General features: G+C 42.4%; 16 protein-coding genes. 7 read left to right on the forward strand and 9 right to left on the reverse strand.

Going from position 1 to position 17,169, the window contains the following annotated elements:
* Positions 1-120 precede the first annotated feature (120 nt).
* The 6 genes from infC to WCY03_RS11085 all read right to left on the reverse strand — a co-directional run bounded on the left by infC (position 121) and on the right by WCY03_RS11085 (position 5,826).
* Positions 121-639, reverse strand: a complete 519-nt coding sequence (gene infC, locus WCY03_RS11060; RefSeq protein ID WP_345992881.1) for a translation initiation factor IF-3 — start codon at positions 637-639, stop codon at positions 121-123.
* Positions 636-2,459, reverse strand: a complete 1,824-nt coding sequence (gene thrS / locus WCY03_RS11065; protein WP_345992882.1) for a threonine--tRNA ligase — start codon at positions 2,457-2,459, stop codon at positions 636-638. The genes infC and thrS overlap by 4 nt, the downstream gene beginning before the upstream one ends.
* Before the next feature lie 161 nt (positions 2,460-2,620).
* A complete protein-coding gene (gene aroC, locus WCY03_RS11070; protein ID WP_345992883.1) occupies positions 2,621-3,694 on the reverse strand; it encodes a chorismate synthase in 1,074 nt (357 codons plus the stop codon).
* Entirely contained in the window at positions 3,691-4,362 is a 672-nt protein-coding gene (gene rnc, locus WCY03_RS11075; protein ID WP_345992884.1) for a ribonuclease III, read from the reverse strand. Before rnc ends, aroC begins: the two co-directional genes overlap by 4 nt.
* Before the next feature lie 14 nt (positions 4,363-4,376).
* Positions 4,377-4,808 carry a ribonuclease HI gene (gene rnhA / locus WCY03_RS11080; protein ID WP_345992885.1) on the reverse strand — a complete coding sequence of 144 codons (432 nt, stop codon included), beginning with the start codon at positions 4,806-4,808 and terminating at the stop codon, positions 4,377-4,379.
* Entirely contained in the window at positions 4,783-5,826 is a 1,044-nt protein-coding gene (locus WCY03_RS11085; RefSeq protein WP_345992886.1) for a tetratricopeptide repeat protein, read from the reverse strand. Before WCY03_RS11085 ends, rnhA begins: the two co-directional genes overlap by 26 nt.
* Positions 5,827-5,932: 106 nt before the next feature.
* Between WCY03_RS11085 and WCY03_RS11090 the strand changes: the two genes are divergently transcribed.
* Together WCY03_RS11090 and ccoG are read left to right on the forward strand one after the other, a co-directional pair.
* Complete coding sequence (locus WCY03_RS11090; protein WP_345992887.1) at positions 5,933-6,616, forward strand: recombinase family protein; 684 nt, start codon at positions 5,933-5,935, stop codon at positions 6,614-6,616.
* Between the two features lie 65 nt (positions 6,617-6,681).
* Positions 6,682-8,082 (forward strand): cytochrome c oxidase accessory protein CcoG, encoded by a 1,401-nt coding sequence (ccoG, locus tag WCY03_RS11095; RefSeq protein WP_345994089.1) that lies wholly within the window; start codon positions 6,682-6,684, stop codon positions 8,080-8,082.
* A 43-nt stretch (positions 8,083-8,125) separates the two neighbouring features.
* Here the strand turns inward: ccoG and WCY03_RS11100 are convergent, their stop codons facing one another.
* Positions 8,126-9,835: an ABC transporter ATP-binding protein gene (locus tag WCY03_RS11100; protein WP_345992888.1), complete on the reverse strand. Its 1,710-nt coding sequence runs from the start codon at positions 9,833-9,835 to the stop codon at positions 8,126-8,128.
* Between the two features lie 12 nt (positions 9,836-9,847).
* Positions 9,848-11,836 carry a sulfatase-like hydrolase/transferase gene (locus WCY03_RS11105; protein WP_345992889.1) on the reverse strand — a complete coding sequence of 663 codons (1,989 nt, stop codon included), beginning with the start codon at positions 11,834-11,836 and terminating at the stop codon, positions 9,848-9,850.
* Positions 11,837-11,943: 107 nt separating this feature from the next.
* Here WCY03_RS11105 and WCY03_RS11110 point away from each other — a divergent pair, with 107 nt between their 5' ends.
* The 5 genes from WCY03_RS11110 to rfbB are packed head-to-tail and all read left to right on the forward strand — an operon-like array spanning position 11,944 to position 16,204.
* Positions 11,944-12,810: an NAD-dependent epimerase/dehydratase family protein gene (locus WCY03_RS11110; RefSeq protein ID WP_345992890.1), complete on the forward strand. Its 867-nt coding sequence runs from the start codon at positions 11,944-11,946 to the stop codon at positions 12,808-12,810.
* A 19-nt stretch (positions 12,811-12,829) separates the two neighbouring features.
* Entirely contained in the window at positions 12,830-13,720 is an 891-nt protein-coding gene (gene rfbA / locus WCY03_RS11115) for a glucose-1-phosphate thymidylyltransferase RfbA (RefSeq protein WP_345992891.1), read from the forward strand.
* The gene (rfbC, locus tag WCY03_RS11120; protein ID WP_345992892.1) at positions 13,721-14,326 is read left to right on the forward strand and encodes a dTDP-4-dehydrorhamnose 3,5-epimerase; all 606 of its coding nucleotides are present in this window, start codon (positions 13,721-13,723) and stop codon (positions 14,324-14,326) included.
* Positions 14,319-15,185 (forward strand): dTDP-4-dehydrorhamnose reductase, encoded by an 867-nt coding sequence (rfbD, locus tag WCY03_RS11125; protein ID WP_345992893.1) that lies wholly within the window; start codon positions 14,319-14,321, stop codon positions 15,183-15,185. The genes rfbC and rfbD overlap by 8 nt, the downstream gene beginning before the upstream one ends.
* On the forward strand, positions 15,155-16,204 hold the full coding sequence (gene rfbB, locus WCY03_RS11130) for a dTDP-glucose 4,6-dehydratase (protein ID WP_345992894.1): 1,050 nt from the start codon (positions 15,155-15,157) through the stop codon (positions 16,202-16,204). The genes rfbD and rfbB overlap by 31 nt, the downstream gene beginning before the upstream one ends.
* Here the strand turns inward: rfbB and WCY03_RS11135 are convergent.
* Positions 16,192-17,106, reverse strand: coding sequence for a glycosyltransferase (locus tag WCY03_RS11135; RefSeq protein ID WP_345992895.1), 915 nt, complete (start codon positions 17,104-17,106; stop codon positions 16,192-16,194). The genes rfbB and WCY03_RS11135 overlap by 13 nt on opposite strands.
* Positions 17,107-17,169 lie beyond the last annotated feature (63 nt).

A 17,169-nucleotide genomic window follows, 5' to 3' on the forward strand; every position in this document is an offset into this window, starting at 1 on the left:
CTACCATATTATATGTGTTTTTTACGTAAAAAAGATTTTTCCGGCGGGGCTTTTTTTGTTTAGAAAAGAGTGAAGCATAAAGAATTCAAAGGCTTCCTTTGAATTCTTACTCTATAATATTTATTTGTTAGGCACCAGGTACATATTGTAGTAGCGACCCTCGAACACAGGCGGTTTTTCCATTGTAGAGACATCTTCAAGCATTGGCCAGACGCGCAGCAAAACCTCTTTTGCTGCTTCTGGATGAGCCATCTCGCGACCGCGCAGGAAAACACGGAATTTTACATGCTTGCCTTGAGCTAAAAACTCTCTCGCATGTTTTACCTTATAATTGATGTCGTTATCGGCTATTTTTACAGAGAGCTTTATCTCTTTTACGTCGATCTTCGTTTGATTTTTACGCTGTTCTTTGAGTTTTTTCTCTTCTTGATACTTATACTTACCGTAATCCATGATCTTTGCGACAGGCGGTTTTGCTGTAGGAGCGATCAAGACTAAATCCAGTCCCATCTCATTTGCCTTTTCCATAGCCTCATCTGTCGATATGATACCTAATGACTCTCCACCATCTACGTTACAGCGTACTTCAGGAACTCTGATATCGTCATTCATTATGACACGGTCTTGTTTTTTATTCAAAAATTTACCTCATTGATCTTGGTTTGTATAAGTGAAATAAACTCTTTTTCACTTAGGTTATATTGTTCGCGCGTTCTACGGTCTCTTATCGCTATAGTTTTGTTAGCGACCTCTTCGTCGCCTAGGACTATGATCATAGGAACACGAGCCTTTTCTGCCGTACGGATACGTTTGTTGAGACTTTCGTTTTTAGAATAGATCTCGCTGTCCGCACCGATATCAAGCAATTTATCTGCCAACTCTTTTGCATATGCGTTGTGAGTTTCGGCAATCGGAACTATCGCAACCTGCGTCGGAGCGACGAACATCGGAAACTCTCCAGCATAATGTTCCGTCAATATACCAACAAAACGCTCAAAAGAACCTAAAATCGCTCTATGGATCATGACGGGCTGAATCTTCTCATTGCCTTCACCATTGTACTCTAACTCAAATCTGCTTGGCAAGTTTAAGTCCAGCTGAACGGTTCCGCACTGCCATTCCCTACCGATAGCATCGGTAATCTTGATATCTATCTTTGGTCCGTAAAATGCACCGTCTCCCGCTTCGATCTCAAAAGGCATATTGTTTCTTTCAAGTGCATTTTTTAACGCACCTTCGGCTATATCCCAAACTTCCGTATTACCAACGGCTTTATCCGGGCGTGTCGAAAGCTTCATATCATACGTAAATTCAAATGTTTTCATGATCTTATCGACAAAATCAAGTACTTCAAGTATCTGTTCTTCTACTTGTCCCATCGTACAAAAAATATGCGCATCATCCTGAGTGAATTCACGGACTCTAAAAAGTCCGTGAAGCGCACCCGTCATCTCGTGGCGGTGGACAACACCATATTCGAAGAACTTAAGCGGCAGGTCTCTGTATGAACGAAGTTCATGTTCATATACTTTGATATGCCCGACACAGTTCATAGGTTTGATACCGAACTCTATATGTTTATCTTCTGACTCTTCAATATGTGTAAAATACATGTTTTCGCCATAGTTCTGGTAGTGCCCTGATACCTTCCAAAGATCGCTTTTAAGCATTTCCGGACCGCGAACAGGCTCATAGCCTCTTTTACGATGCGCTTTAAAAAGAAGTTGTTCTAAACGGGAACGAAGACGTGCACCAGCCGGAAGCCATAATGCAAAGCCCGAACCGACCTCTTCACGGAATGCAAAAAGATTCATCTCGGCTCCAACTTTTCTATGGTCGCGTTTTTCCGCTTCCGCCATCATGTCAAGATAGTTTTTCAGCGATTCTTTGTCCGCAAACGCAATACCGTAGATACGGGTAAGCATTTCGTTTTTAGAATCTCCTCCGAGATATGCACCCGCGATCTTCATAAGTTTAAAATACCTTATAAATCCGATATTAGGCAGATGGGGACCGCGGCAAAGATCTTCGAAATCTCCCTGCTTATAGATAGAGACCGTGTTGCTCGGGATATTTTGCAAAACAGCCAGCTTCAGATGATCGTTTGCAAATTTTATCTTTGCCTCATCCATAGAGATATCGTATTTTTCTATCTCCGTTTTTTTCTTGGCAAGATTGAGCATCTCTTTTTCTATCGTTTTCAGATCGCTTTCACCGATAGTCGCAGAGGTTTTAAAATCGTAATAAAATCCCTCTTTTACTACCGGTCCGACATAAAATTCCGCATCGGGATATAATGATTTGATAGCTTGAGCCATAAGATGGGCCGTCGAATGGCGCAAGACTTCAAGAGAATCTTTGGAGTTGTCCAATTCTATTGCCTGACCTTCGATGCCAAGTGCTTTTGCAGTTTGCAAGTCAACAATTTCATCATTGTACTTCAGTGCGATTGTATTCAATATATATTATCCTGTTGTTATGTGCCCTAAAAAGACGGCACACCATTTTTTAAAATGTTTGCATTATGCCTAAAAATTACTTTATATTGTATGAATTTTTCTACGAAAATGCGCGATTTTAATTTCACGCATTCCGTAATTGCCGCAGGAAAGTAAAAAGATTATTTGTAGTAGTTCTTTACGCCGTTCATTGTTCTACCCATGTTGAGCAAGACCATATCGGCTACGACGAGTGCCGCCATCGCTTCGCACACTATCGTGCCCCTTATCGCGACACACGGGTCATGACGTCCTTTGAGCGAGAAGTCGACCTCGTCATTGTCTTTTGTGATTGTATGCTGTTCTTGAAAGATAGAAGGTGTCGGTTTGAAATAGACGTCTAAGACGATCTCTTCTGCGTTGGTGATACCGCCTAAAATGCCTCCTGCATGATTGCTCATAAATCCGTTTGCACGGATCGGATCATTGTTTTGTGAGCCTCGCAGCGACGCACTGCCGATGCCGTCGCCGATCTCTACGGCTTTTACCGCATTTATGCCCATCATCGCATCGGCAAGTACGGCGTCCATCTTATAATAAAGCGGCTCTCCAAGACCCACGGGAGCGCCTTTTATTACGACGCGGGAAACACCGCCGACGGAATCATGCACCTCTTTTGCTTTCATGACAGCATCTTTTTGCGCCTCTTCGACGGACGGGTCAAGCGCGTAGATGATGCTTTCTTTTGCATATTCGTAATCAAACTCATTTGATTTGATACCGTCGATCTCGCATATTCCGCTTAGTACCTCTATATCAAGCTGTTTTAACATCAGTTTTGCGACGGCTCCCGCCGCAACGCGTGCTGCCGTTTCTCTGGCAGACGAACGCCCGCCGCCGCGATAATCACGGATACCGTATTTGTGAAAATAGGTAAAATCGGCATGTCCCGGGCGAAATACGTCTTTGATGTTGGAGTAGTCTTTTGATTTTTGATTCGTATTGTAGATGATCATCGCAATAGGCGTTCCCGTGCTCAAACCCTCGAACACGCCGCTGAGTATCTCCACCTTGTCATCCTCTTGGCGAGCCGTTTCGAATTTGCTTTTACCGGGTTTTCTGCGGTCGAGTTCGCTTTGAATAAACGCTTCGTCTATAAGAAGTCCGGCAGGGACCCCGTCGACTAAACAGCCGAGCGCTTTTCCGTGAGACTCGCCAAACGTGCTAAAGCTAAATCTTTGTCCAAAACGGTTCATGAAAGTTCCTTGTTTAAAATCTCTATGGCTATGAAAGCAGCTTCCTGCTGCGCTATCTTTTTGCTCTTGCCTACGGCTTTTGCATACTCTTTGTCTTCTATCATAACGGCCACTTCAAACTCTTTTTTATGATCCGGTCCGCGGCTTCCGACAAGACGGTAATCCGGCGTTACGCCAAAATGTGCCTGTGTCAGTTCCTGAAGCGTCGTCTTGTAATCGCGAAACAGCGAATCAAGCGATATCTCTTCGTAGTTCGCTTCTATGAGCCCGATCGTGATCTTTTGAACTTTTTCAAGACCCGCTTCAAGATATATCGCCCCCATGACAGCTTCAAACGCATTTGACAAAAGAGAAGGCTTTGTTCTGCCTTCGTTGTTCTCTTCGGCATTTGATAAAAATATATAATCACCGAGATTTAAAACATTGGCAAGCTTGTTAAATCCCTCTTCATTGACCAGTGATGCTCTTATCTTTGAAAGTTTTCCCTCATCGGATTTTGGAAACTTCTTATAAAGATATTCGCCGACCACCAGATCAAGAACCGCATCTCCCAAAAATTCAAGACGCTCATTATCGTAGGGCTGCTTATAGCTTTTATGTGTCAGCGCTTCGATAAGGAGCTGTCTGTCTTTAAACTTGTAGCCAAGTGTTTTTTCCAACGACTCCATGGTACTCCCTAATTCTAATTTACCAGCCTTTTTTGTTTTTCGGCTTCCTCTTTTGCGATGCTGTCGCACCTTTCGTTCTCGTCATGTCCGTTATGCCCGCGAACCCATACGGCTTTTATCTTGTGCTGTTTGGAGACCTCGATATACTCCTGCCAAAGGTCAGGATTCTTTACTTTTTTAAAATCTCTCGCTATCCAGCCCAAAAGCCACTCGTTTATCCCTTTTACCACATACGATGAATCAGAGATCACTTCGATTTCGCAAGGTTCTTTTAAAGCTTTTAAACCCTCTATGACACCCCTCAGCTCCATACGGTTGTTCGTTGTATGAAGCTCTCCGCCGCTTATGATCTTTTCATGGTCATTGTACCGGAGTATCGTTCCAAAACCGCCGGGACCGGGGTTGCCAAGAGCACTGCCGTCACTGAAAAGAGTTATTTTTTTCACTATATTCCCTAGAGATGATCGGCTCGCTGAGCACGGAGTCTATAGAATGACAATTCGGACATCTGTGAAATGCAAACGGATAGATCTGTTTACAGTTTTTACATATATATTCAAATGTAAGCGCAGCGCCCCTATATCCGCTTTTTTTAAGGTTGATCAACAGATCAAACTCAAAAACGCTACTGCTGCGTTCCATATTTATAAAACCTTTTGCACTAAAAAGCTCTCGTAAATACACATTCTGTGAAATTATATCAAAATCGATAGAATCTTTATCAAGATTCCATAATAGGTCGCTTACTCTTTGGCATTGCGACTGGTCCAGATGCTGCCATGCCGATTTGGGATCTTTTCTAAAAAGATATTCAAAAATCAGGTATGTCAGTCTTTTGTGATCTTTGTATATCTCCAGAAGTTTTGCGATCTTTTCGTTCTCATCCAATGAAAAATCATTTAACAGCAAGATACATTCAAGATATACCTTGTCGCTTTTGACGTCTTCTCCAAGCTCATCGAGCGGTTCTAACACGTTAAGTGCAGACTTATAATCTTTTAAATGTTCATAGATAAGCAGAAGATAACGCAAAGCCTGAGGGGTTCTCGGATTGGCTTTTAATATCTCCAAAAAGACGTTTTTGCTTCTCTCCAAAAAACCCGCTTTAAAATAGGTCTTGCCCAGCAAGAACATTATCTCTTTTTTGTTCACGTCGTTCTCTTTGTTCGCCAAAAGCTCGTGATATATCTCTATACTCTTTTCGTATTCGCCGTTTTGCGAATACAGATCGGCTAAAAGCAGCCATGATTTTGATGATATGTTCGATGAGGATATCAGCTCTTTGATCTCGGTTTGAGAAGGAGGTGTTTTGAACTGACTGAGAAACCGGTCAAGATGGCGATGATCGTCCTTTGCTTTAAAACGCCCCCACCAATAACTAAACAGTGCTATAACAAAGACTATGACAAAAAAAACGATTATCCCGAAAAGCGGGTCTCTGTATTCTATAAACAATGTATTCATAATGAGATTATATCAAACATAAGCACTAACGCAAGATAAATAATACAAAGATGCTTGACGTAAAAAATATTTTTATAATTGACTTTTATCGTCATTATTATGTATAATGACGACGAAACTTGAGACTAAAAGGGATTTTACCGTTATGGTTCACGCTTATATTCGTTCGGATAAAAACTTTGAAACTGCATATGAACAGCTCAAAGTAATAGATATGTATGCCGAAAAAAAGAAGATCAATATCGATGACAGGTACATAGATCAAAAATCTCAGAACAAGCGTTTGCGAGACAGGGATGACGTAGTAAACTATTTTAAAAGCGGAGCAGGCGGGACTCTTTTGGTCTATGACACCTGGACGCTTACTACGAACATGGAGGATGCCGTTCAGATATTCAGCTGTCTGCTGAAAAACGAATATGAAGTCCACTTTGTAAAACAATCTGTTATAATTAGCAAAAATAGCGATGTCATGCTGATTTTAGGTATTATAGACCAACTTCGACGGACTCTGCAAGAGAGCTCCAAACGATCGATCGGCAGACCAAAAGGAAGTCATTCATCATCTAAATTCGATAAGTATCATAATGAGATAATATCTCACATAAAAGCAGATAAAAGCGTAAGCGAAATCGCAAGATTGCTGCAAGTAAGCCGAAGTTCGTTAAAAGATTATATAGAATCCCGTGAACTAAAAGAGATAGCTCTGGGTTCTCTTGTTCATAAAATACCTGAAGATGCAGAAGAGACTGTGATAAATAAAATCGCATGTCCCATAACAACCAAATAAGGAGAAAAAATATGGCTACTACTTCAAAGCCGACACCAAAAAACACGGGAATCGCATGGAGAAAGATGAGATATGTCGGGTACGCACTCGCAACTGCCTTTGCTCTATTAGCACCATGGATCACCATTGACGGAAATCATCTGTTTTTACTGAGTTTTGATAAATTAAAACTTCATCTGGGCTTTGTACAGTTCGATATGCAAGAGATGTATCTTATGCCTTTTTTACTGATGATAATGTTCTTAGGAATATTCGGTATGACGGTTTTGGGCGGACGCGTATTTTGCGGATGGGTATGTCCCCAAACAGTATTTAGGGTTATCTACCGCGATCTTATCGAAACAAAGATCCTGGGACTGCGCAAACGTATTAAGAACAAACAGCAAGAACCGGATATGAGCAAAACCGAGAACAAAGTAAAAAAAGCTATTGCCGTAACTCTTTGGATCGTTCTTGCGACCGTAGCGACTGCTGATTTTCTATGGTATTTCATTCCGCCGGAAGATTTTTTCCAATACATAAAAAATCCTGCCGACCATATGGTCATGATGGGCTTTTTAGTAGGCGTCGTCGGCTTTTTGGTGTATGACATCGTCTTTTTAAAAGAAAATTTTTGTATCTATGTCTGTCCTTATTCAAGGGTTCAATCCGTCTTATACGATGAAGATACCGTTATGGCGATATACAATCCTCACCGCGGCGGGGATATCTATGATGAACATAAAGAACTGGCTTTTACAAAACAAAAAGATCTGCTTGAAGTAAATCCGAATGCAGAATGTACGACCTGTATGAGCTGTGTGAGCGTGTGTCCGACGCATATCGATATCCGCAAGGGTCTGCAGCTCGAGTGTATAAACTGTCTGGAATGCGTCGATGCCTGTACGAAGGTCATGGGCAGTCTTGGCAAAGAGAGCCTTGTCGTCTGGTCCAGTGAGCGCGAGATACTCGACCAAGCCGGAAAAACAAGATATTTCAGACCGAAGATCATAGGTTACGCCGTAATACTCGTAATACTGGCCGTCGTAATCGGTTTAATGGGAAGCAAAAAAGAGCATATGCTTCTTAATATAAACAAAGAGAACCGCCTTTATGCCATTGAAAAGATAGATAACGGAAAATATGACGTCAAAAATTCCTATATTTTCCTGCTTCAAAATACGCAGGACAAAGACTATAAGTTCTATTTTGACGTAATTCCTCCAAAAGGGATGGAAAACAAGATAAAGATAGAACAGCCGACAAAACCGTTTACCGTCCATCCGGGAGTGAAAAAGAAAAAGATAGTCACGCTTTATACAACGGACATGCTGGTTGACGATCCTAGTAAAGATACCGTCATTCCGATAACTATCAAGGCGTACGCTTTAGATAAAAACGGCAAGATCATAAAGAAGATCGTTGTCTTCAGAAAAGCGACGTTCACTTTCCCTCGCGAAGACGTCTTGAAAAAAGAGACGGAATAATCTCCTCCTCCGCTCGTATGCAGGAAAATTTCCTGCATATAGCTTAACCTTCCAGCTTACCTGCTAACTTCTTATATATATCAGACGTTTCCAAAAGCTCTTTATGCGTTCCGCGTCCTACGATCTTTCCTGCTTGAAAGACAAGTATCTTATCGGCGTCTTCGATCGTAGAGAGCCTGTGGGCTATCGTTATGGTTATCTTGTCTTTTGCATAGTTTTTAAGAGCGCTTTGAATGCGTTTTTCACTTTCATTATCCAAAGCCGATGTCGCTTCGTCAAAAAGCAGAAGAGAAGCATGTTTATAGATAGCGCGAGCGATGGCAATACGCTGACGCTGACCGCCGGAGAGATTTGCACCGAACTCCTCCATCATCGTATCGATTCCATTTTCCAGTCCGGCAACAAATTCAGAAGCATCCGCAAGTCTTAAAGCTTCGTTAACACGTTCTTTGTCTATCTCCTGTCCGTAAGCGACGTTTGCAGCAAGAGTATCTTGAAAGATATATACACGCTGAGAAACAAGAGAGATGTGGTAACGAAGCGATTTTTGGATGTACTCTTTTATGTTTTTGCCGTTAATGAGTATCTCGCCGCTTGAAGCATCGTAAAAACGGAGAATAAGGTTTATAAGCGAACTTTTCCCGCCGCCGCTGTCTCCTACAAGTGCTATGTTTTGTCCCTCTTTTACGCTGAAACTCACCTCTTTAAGCGCTTTTTTATTGTGGTAGTTCAACCCTACATCCACAAACTCTATCGATTTTATATCTACGTTGAGTTCCTCTTTGCCGTCTATGATATCGTTATTGATATCGAGTATCTCAAAGACTCTTTCGCTTGCCGCTATGGCGTCTTGTACCCTGCGGTAGATGGAACTGATCCTGCGGATGGGCTGAAATACAAGCCCTACTGCCGTTAAAAATGCCGTGAACTCCCCTACGCTCATATGGTTGGCATAAACTTCATGGCCGCCGACGAAGATAACGGCCGCAAGTCCTGCCGCACCGATGACCTCCATAATGGGAGAGACCAGCTCGCCTACATAAACGGACTTCATATTGATCTTAAAGAATTTCCAGTTTTCCTGTGAAAAACGTTCCATCTCATAAGTTTCCGTGGCATTGGCTTTTATGATCTCACTGTTATTGAAGACTTCGGTAAGCCTTGTCACGACGTCGGCATTCTTTGCCTGTGAACGGTGAGAGTATTTTTTCAGCTTTCTGGCAATCGCCATAAGAGGGTAGATGATAAGCGGGACAAGGATGAGAGAATAAAAAGCGAGTTTCGGATTGAGATATATGACATACCCGATAAGCGCTACGACCGTAATGCTTTCGCGGAAAAGCTCCGGCAGCATATTGGAGACAAAATACTCTATCCTGCCTATGTCATTTATGACGCGCGATATCAGTTCTCCGCTTCTGTTAAGGTACAAAAAGCCCATATCCAGCGTAATGATCTTGTTTAAGAGCAGCTCTCTAAAACGCGTAACTATATGCTGTCCTATATAGCTCATATACACAGACTGTATATAGCGCCCGAGGGATTTAAGAAAATATATCCCTATCAGACCTATCGGGATAAGATAGAGCATCTTCTCGTCACGCTTAATGAACATATCGTCCATCAAAGGCTTCATGATCTGCGCAGTTGCCGTTGTCGCCGCCACAGTCAGGATGATGCCTACCAAAACAATGAAATATTGAAGTTTATACTCTTTGATATAAGGCAGATAGCGTTTCAATACTTTTTTCAATATGATCCCTTTTTATTTTTGCGATTTTATCAGATATTCCGTTACTGCAAGAGTGGCGTCGTAATATCTGTCACACTCTTTTTGCAGTTTTGTGTTCGGATGTCCCGCCTTAAAACCGCCGTCGTTTGCGACAATGACCCCTTCATCGTTAAATCCGCAATGCAGCTTGTTTTTATCAAGCAGATTCGTACCTATAGCCGTATACGAAGCATCCGAGAGAGTCAGATTATAGAGTGTCGGAAAAATATCTTTGTCCGAACCTGCCGTTTTCATGTCTATCCCTTCTATTTTGTATCGCAAAGCAGGAGGAAGGTAAATATAAAAAGGGATACGCTTTGTCTGCGTATAATAATCATCATAATGCATGATCCCCTCTACGGTGTTATTATCTCCCGTGATCGCAACTACCGTATTGTCTTTTAACGAAGAGTTTTTCACCTCGTCTAGGAAATGTCCGACCATGTCCAGAGCATATTGGTAATCCTGAAAGCGCTGATGATCCAATGCAAGATCGCCGACAAGGTGTTTTTTCAATTCATCCGAAAAATGCAGCTTTTTACTGTCGTACGCAGGATCCAGCTTATAAGGCGGATGGTTGTTTGTCGTCATAACAACTATCAGCTGAGGTTTTTTGGCCTCTTTTAGCTTTTGCAAAACGTACTCATGGAGATATTTGTCATAGACTCCCCAGTCATGAGAAACTTTCGCTTCATCGAGCTGCAGTTTTTCAATGATCGCTGCCTTACCGTAAACATGGTCAAATCCCTGTCTGGAAAAGAAAGCTCCTACGTTTCTCCAAGAAAGATCTCCTCCGTATACGAACGTCGTCTCATATCCCGCTTTTTGATAGACACGCGCGCTTGCTTGAAAGAACGAAGTGTTAAGATATCTGCTTTGCCCAAACGGTGTCGATTTCGGACGAGCCGTAATATTGAGCATCAGCGGCTCCAGATCCTCGATGGTTCCGTTTGAAGCCGATATGAAGTTCGTGAACAATACGTCTTTGTAGAAATTTTTCTTCAAAGAACGCATGATGTCGAACTCTTCGCTTTGATAAGCGAGGATAGGCATACCGAAGCTTTCCACGACGTCAAGTACGACATTAGGCGGATTTTTCTCCAAAATAGTGTCTTTTTTTGTTTTGTATATGATATTTGAGAGCAGATTTTTTTCGTTTATATCGTTTTTACCCGTATATATTTTGAATGCCTGGGCTATTTTTCCTTTGTACCCGCTCATCTTGATAAGGTCGTAATTACCGCTCTTGCTCTTTTCATACTGGTCTTCGGCTTTTATCATCGCGTGAACGGCATTTTGCGGAAGTTTGTTGATAACGGGATCGCTTGACACGTCCGGGATATAGACGGCTAACGGAAAGAGTCCAACAGAACCGCGTACGGCCAAAAAGACGATGACGAAAAGCGCTAAAAAAAAGCCGCCTTGTTTAAAAAAGTTCCAATTCTTTTCTTTGATCTCTGCCTTGTTCTTTATGGCTTTTGAGATTATATAATATCCCGCGGCCGTATAGATCAGCCCCATCACTCCGTAAAGCCACAGGTTGTAGTTTTTTCGCGCGATCTCAAAAAGCGCTTTCGTATCATCGTCAAAGATCCCAAAGACCATCAGCGTCATATGATCGCCGAAAAACGAAAAATACCCTATGTCCGTAATTATCAAAACGGAAAGGATCAAGAAGATAACAAAGAAATAGAGTTTAAAAAAGTGGTTTACCAGAGAGTTTAAAAATCTTAATCGAAATATCCACAAAAGAAACAGCATAAGCACCGGCAGTATAAAAGTATATGCCAATGCGCTGACGTCGAGCCTGAATCCTATCCAAAACGCGTATGCGAGCTCCGAGAGAGAGTATTTCGATCCCTTTGCATAATTTACAAAAAGATATATGCGCACCAGACTCATCAGAAGCAGAAAAAAGAGTTCGACCCTGAAAAACAACTTCAACTGTCGCAGTAAAAATGAAAAATGCTGTGTTTTATTCATATGAAATTATATCCTAAGTGGTTATCTGTCTAACAAGTTTAAATTAATTAGTAATTTTATCTTAATTCGGTAAAATTACCGAACTTAGACATAAAACAGGACCTATTTTGAAAAAAAGAATATTAGTCACCGGCGGTGCGGGATTTGTAGGAAGTAATCTTTGTGAAAGACTTGCACAGGATGAAAATAACGAAGTATACTCTCTTGACAACTACTTTACGGGCAGCAAAGAAAATCACGTAGCAAACGTGACCTACATCGAAGGTCTTACGGCGGATATAGATAAACTTATAGATTTTGAACCCCATACCATCTACCATCTCGGAGAATATTCAAGAGTCGAGCAAAGCTTTGAGGATATCGAACAGGTCTGGAGATTCAACAAGGACGGTATCTTCTCCGTCTTACAGTTCGCGCGCAAAACGGGTGCAAAGATCGTCTATGCCGGAAGCAGTACAAAATTCGGCGACGGCGGACTCGGGCGAAGCCAGTCGCCTTATGCATGGAGCAAAGCGACAAACACCGAACTTGTAGAAAACTACGGCAACTGGTTTAACGTCCCCTATGCGATAGTCTACTTTTACAACGTTTACGGAAAAAGAGAGATACAAACGGGTAGATACGCCACTTTGATCGCCCTGTTCAAAGAAAAGATGAAAAAAGGCGAACCGCTTACGATCGTAAGCCCCGGAACGCAGAAGAGAAACTTCACTCACGTCGACGACATCATAAACGGTCTTGTGCTTGTAGGTGAAAACGGTTACGGCGACGAGTTCGGGATAGGAAGCCCCGAAGCTTACAGCGTCAAAGAGATCGCCGAGATGTTCGGCGGAAAGATCGAGATGCTTCCCGAGAGAAAAGGAAACCGTATGACAGCCGATGTGGTCACCGCGAAAACAGAAGCACTTGGATGGAAGCCGAGCCGCACCATCAGAGAATACATAGAAGAGCAAAGAGCCAACAATTGGCAATAACGCGAAAGAGAGCAGATATATGAAAGGCATCATCTTAGCCGGAGGAAGCGGTACCAGACTCTATCCCATAACAAAAGGCGTGAGCAAACAGCTCGTACCGATCTATGACAAACCTATGGTCTACTATCCGCTCTCCGTTCTCATGCTTGCAGGAATCACGGAAGTACTTATCATCTCGACCCCGCATGATCTGCCGAGATTTGAAGATCTTTTAGGCGACGGAAACGATATAGGAATGCGGTTTTCTTATAAAGAACAGCCCTCACCGGACGGACTGGCTCAGGCATTCATCCTTGGAAACGAATTTATCGGCGGCGACGATGTGTGTCTGATCCTCGGCGACAACATCTTCTACGGACACGGTCTTACACAACTTTTAGCGCAAAGCGTAAAAAATGCCAAAGACGACAATAATGCGACCGTATTTGGTTACTACGTCAAAGATCCCGAGCGTTACGGTGTTGCCGAATTCGACAGTAAGGGCAATGTAACAAGCATCGAAGAAAAGCCGAAAGATCCAAAAAGCAACTATGCCGTCGTAGGTCTTTATTTCTATCCTAATGACGTAGTACAAAAAGCAAAACTCGTCAAACCGAGCGCAAGAGGCGAGTTAGAGATAACCACACTGAATCAGGATTATCTGAGCGAGCAGAGACTGAAAGTCGAACTTATGGGCAGAGGTTATGCCTGGCTGGACACCGGAACACATGAGTCTCTGCTTGAAGCCAGCCAGTTTATCCAGACCATTGAAAAACGTCAAGCTTTAAAAGTCGCCTGTATAGAAGAGATAGCCTATGAGATGGGATATATCTCAAAAGAAAAACTTCTTGAACTGGCACAGCCATTAAGCAAGAACCAATATGGAGAGTATCTTATCCGAAGAGCATTACAGCCAAGAAGGATCAGATAGATGATATTTACAAGAACGGATATACCCGATGTCATTATCTGCGAACCGAAAGTGCATGGAGACAACCGCGGTTATTTCGTAGAGACGTTTCGAGCCGATAAACTTGAAAAATTTTTAGGATACAAGATAGATTTTTGTCAGGACAATGAAAGCAAAAGCTCGCGCGGCGTACTGCGCGGACTTCACTATCAGCTTCCTCCTCATGCACAGACAAAGCTCGTACGCGTCATACAGGGACGTGTTTTGGATGTAGCGGTAGACATACGAAAAAATTCACCTACGTTCGGTCAGCATGTTGCAGTCGAACTAAGCGGCGATAACAAGAAACAGATCTTGGTCCCAAGAGGATTCGCACATGGATTCGTTGTTCTTGAAGAAGATACCGTATTTGCCTATAAGGTAGACAACTACTACTCTCCCGAATGCGACAGAGGCATAGCGTTTGACGATCCTGCGTTGGGTATCGACTGGCAGATACTGCATGAAGAACTTAATCTCTCCGCCAAAGACAGAGTTCAACCGCTTTTAAAAGATGCGAAAGATCTGTTTGAATACGGTATCGACTATTACACCATACTCTCTCGTCAAGGCACAGATCATGCATAATATTTTAATAACGGGAGCGGACGGTCAACTAGGCAGCGAGATCAAAGCTTTGCATGACGATTATCCGTACAGCTGCTTTTTCACGGACAAAGACTCTTTGAATATTACAGATTATAAAGCAGTTCAACGATTTTGTGAAAAAAACAACATCCAAACGATCATAAATTGCGCTGCGTACACAGCCGTCGACAAAGCGGAATCGGATGCAGAAAACGCCGACAAGATAAACCATTTGGCAGTTGCAAACCTTGCACTGACAGCAAAAGAAAAAAATATCCGGCTTATTCACATATCGACGGACTATGTATTTGACGGACGACACCACAAACCGTACAACGAAGAAGATACTCCGAACCCTGAGTCCGTTTACGGAAAAACAAAATATGAGGGTGAAAAAGCTATGATAAAAGCCGCCCCGAAGAATTCTATCATTATAAGAACATCATGGATATACAGCTCTTTTGGAACCAACTTCGTAAAAACCATGCTGCGGCTCGGACGTGAGAAAGAGCGGCTCGGAGTGATCTACGATCAAGTGGGGACTCCCACATATGCAAAAGACTTGATAAGAACGATACTTACGATATTACCGGATATTAAAAATGAAAAAGTAGAGATATACAACTACTCTAATGAAGGGGTGCTAAGCTGGTATGACTTCGCAAAAGAGATCATGCGCATGGCAAAGCTTAAATGCGAAATAGATCCTATCGAAGCAAAAGAGTACCCCCTGCCGGCATCAAGACCACACTGCTCGCTGCTAAGCAAAGCGAAGATAAAAAAGGAGTTCGGTATAACGATACCTTTTTGGAAAGACAGTCTGGATGCATGTTTAACGATAATGGGAGAGAGAAGATAATGAAAAATATTTTAGTTACGGGATGCGCAGGATTCATCGGAAGCAATTTCATTCCCTATTTCTTGGATAAATATCCTGAGTATAATTTGATAAATCTCGACCTTTTGACATATGCGGGAGATTTGAAAAACCTCAAAGAGGTAGAGGATCATCCCAGATATAAATTTATAAAAGGCGATATCTGCAACCGTGAACTGGTTGAGTTCATTTTTAGCGAATACGACATACAAGGCGTCATCCATTTTGCCGCAGAGTCACATGTGGACAACTCCATAAAGAATCCCGGAATTTTTGTGCAGACAAACGTGAACGGAACGTTCACGCTGATCGACGTTGCATATAAAAAATGGATGCGAAGCCCATTCGTCCATAACGAAAAATACAAAGCAAGCAGATTTCACCATATCTCGACCGATGAGGTATACGGAACTTTAGGCGATACCGGCCTCTTCAGCGAAGAGACTCCGTACGCGCCGAACTCTCCCTACAGTGCAAGCAAAGCATCAAGCGATATGATCGTAAGAAGCTATCGCCATACATACGGGATGAATACCGTCATCACCAACTGTTCAAACAACTACGGACCAAAACAGCATAACGAAAAACTGATCCCGACCATTATAAAAAAAGCGCTGGCAAACGAACCGATCCCGATATACGGGGACGGAAAAAACATACGCGACTGGCTTTACGTGCTGGATCACTGCAAAGGGATAGATCTCGTCTATCACACAGGCAAAGCGGGAGAGGTTTACAACATAGGCGGAAGAAACGAAAGAGACAACCTTTACATCGTCAATAAGATATGCGAAATCCTCGATGTAAAAGTTCCCGCTAAAAAAAGCTATAAAGACCTCATAACCTTCGTAGAAGACCGTGCGGGACATGACAGGCGTTATGCCATCGATGCGACCAAGATAGAAACAGAGCTCGGCTGGAGAGCCGATGAGAACTTTGAAAGCGGGATCGTAAAGACCGTCGAGTGGTATCTTTTAAAGTTTCAGGCTCATACTAAGTGAGCCTTTTGCAGTATATATTCCGCACGTTTCACATCCGTATGATACATCTCTAGATGTTTTTTTCCGGCTTGTGCCATCGTCTCCCGTTCTGATTCGTTTTTCAAATAATATTCACACAGCTCGACCAGATCACTGAGATCGTCTTTACAATGCACGACATGTACGCCGTTTTCAAAATCATGAGGAATATTTATTTGCGGTTTTTGCGTTATCATAAGACTGCCGACCGCAGGAACTTCCCAATAACGCATCGTATCCCATCCGCCGCCTCTGAAGTTCAACACGATTTTACAACGTTTTAACTCTTGAAGATAAAATGAACCCTTTCGGGAATATCTACTGAATTTTTGATTACGTTTTGTCCCGTTTGCTTTACAGTCGAACTTATCTTCTAGCAGGTTCAGTGCTCTTGTTCTGATTCCGTCACCCGTTTCTACGGCCCAAAAAGAAACATCATATTTTTTTTCATCAGGCAAAGAGGGCAAGCGGTCAAGGTTAAAAGAGATCTGCAAAGGAAAGACATTTGCCGGATGATCTGCCCCTATTAGATACTCTCTTTTAAAGATATAATCAAAAGCTCTTATCTTCTGTGATTTTTCATAAAGTTCAGGGCGTCCGTAGACAGTAAGGTCTGATCCAATCCCCGAACCGTCTCCGCCGTCTACAAAGATAACGGGTATATTTTTATCTATATTCGGAGCTAATTCTATATACTTTTCAAAACAGTCGACTTTTGAAGCGGCAACTATAACTGCATCGTAACGGGCATTTACTCTATTTATCAGAGAAGGAAAAAGAGAACCCGGAATGTATCCGAGATTCTTAGGATATTTTTTATAGTTGATATGAAATTTCTTGTTCCATGCGACATCGACGACATTTTTAGCACCCAGTAATTTCACGAGCCCGCTGTATGTCAGATCCTGCACATAATCAGCAGAATGGCTGTTTATAAATAAAATCTT

This window comes from Sulfurimonas sp. HSL-1716 (assembly GCF_039645975.1).
Taxonomy (GTDB): domain Bacteria; phylum Campylobacterota; class Campylobacteria; order Campylobacterales; family Sulfurimonadaceae; genus Hydrocurvibacter; species Hydrocurvibacter sulfurireducens.

Bases quoted from the DNA above. Each gene is read 5' to 3' on its own strand.
- aroC (WP_345992883.1), bottom strand. From the start codon at position 3,694: ATGAACCGTTTTGGACAAAGATTTAGCTTTAGCACGTTTGGCGAGTCT.
- rnc (WP_345992884.1), bottom strand. From the start codon at position 4,362: ATGGAGTCGTTGGAAAAAACACTTGGCTACAAGTTTAAAGACAGACAG.
- WCY03_RS11085 (WP_345992886.1), bottom strand. From the start codon at position 5,826: ATGAATACATTGTTTATAGAATACAGAGACCCGCTTTTCGGGATAATC.
- WCY03_RS11090 (WP_345992887.1), top strand. From the start codon at position 5,933: ATGACGACGAAACTTGAGACTAAAAGGGATTTTACCGTTATGGTTCAC.
- ccoG (WP_345994089.1), top strand. From the start codon at position 6,682: ATGAGATATGTCGGGTACGCACTCGCAACTGCCTTTGCTCTATTAGCA.
- WCY03_RS11105 (WP_345992889.1), bottom strand. From the start codon at position 11,836: ATGAATAAAACACAGCATTTTTCATTTTTACTGCGACAGTTGAAGTTG.
- rfbA (WP_345992891.1), top strand. From the start codon at position 12,830: ATGAAAGGCATCATCTTAGCCGGAGGAAGCGGTACCAGACTCTATCCC.
- rfbC (WP_345992892.1), top strand. From the start codon at position 13,721: ATGATATTTACAAGAACGGATATACCCGATGTCATTATCTGCGAACCG.
- rfbD (WP_345992893.1), top strand. From the start codon at position 14,319: ATGCATAATATTTTAATAACGGGAGCGGACGGTCAACTAGGCAGCGAG.
- rfbB (WP_345992894.1), top strand. From the start codon at position 15,155: ATGTTTAACGATAATGGGAGAGAGAAGATAATGAAAAATATTTTAGTT.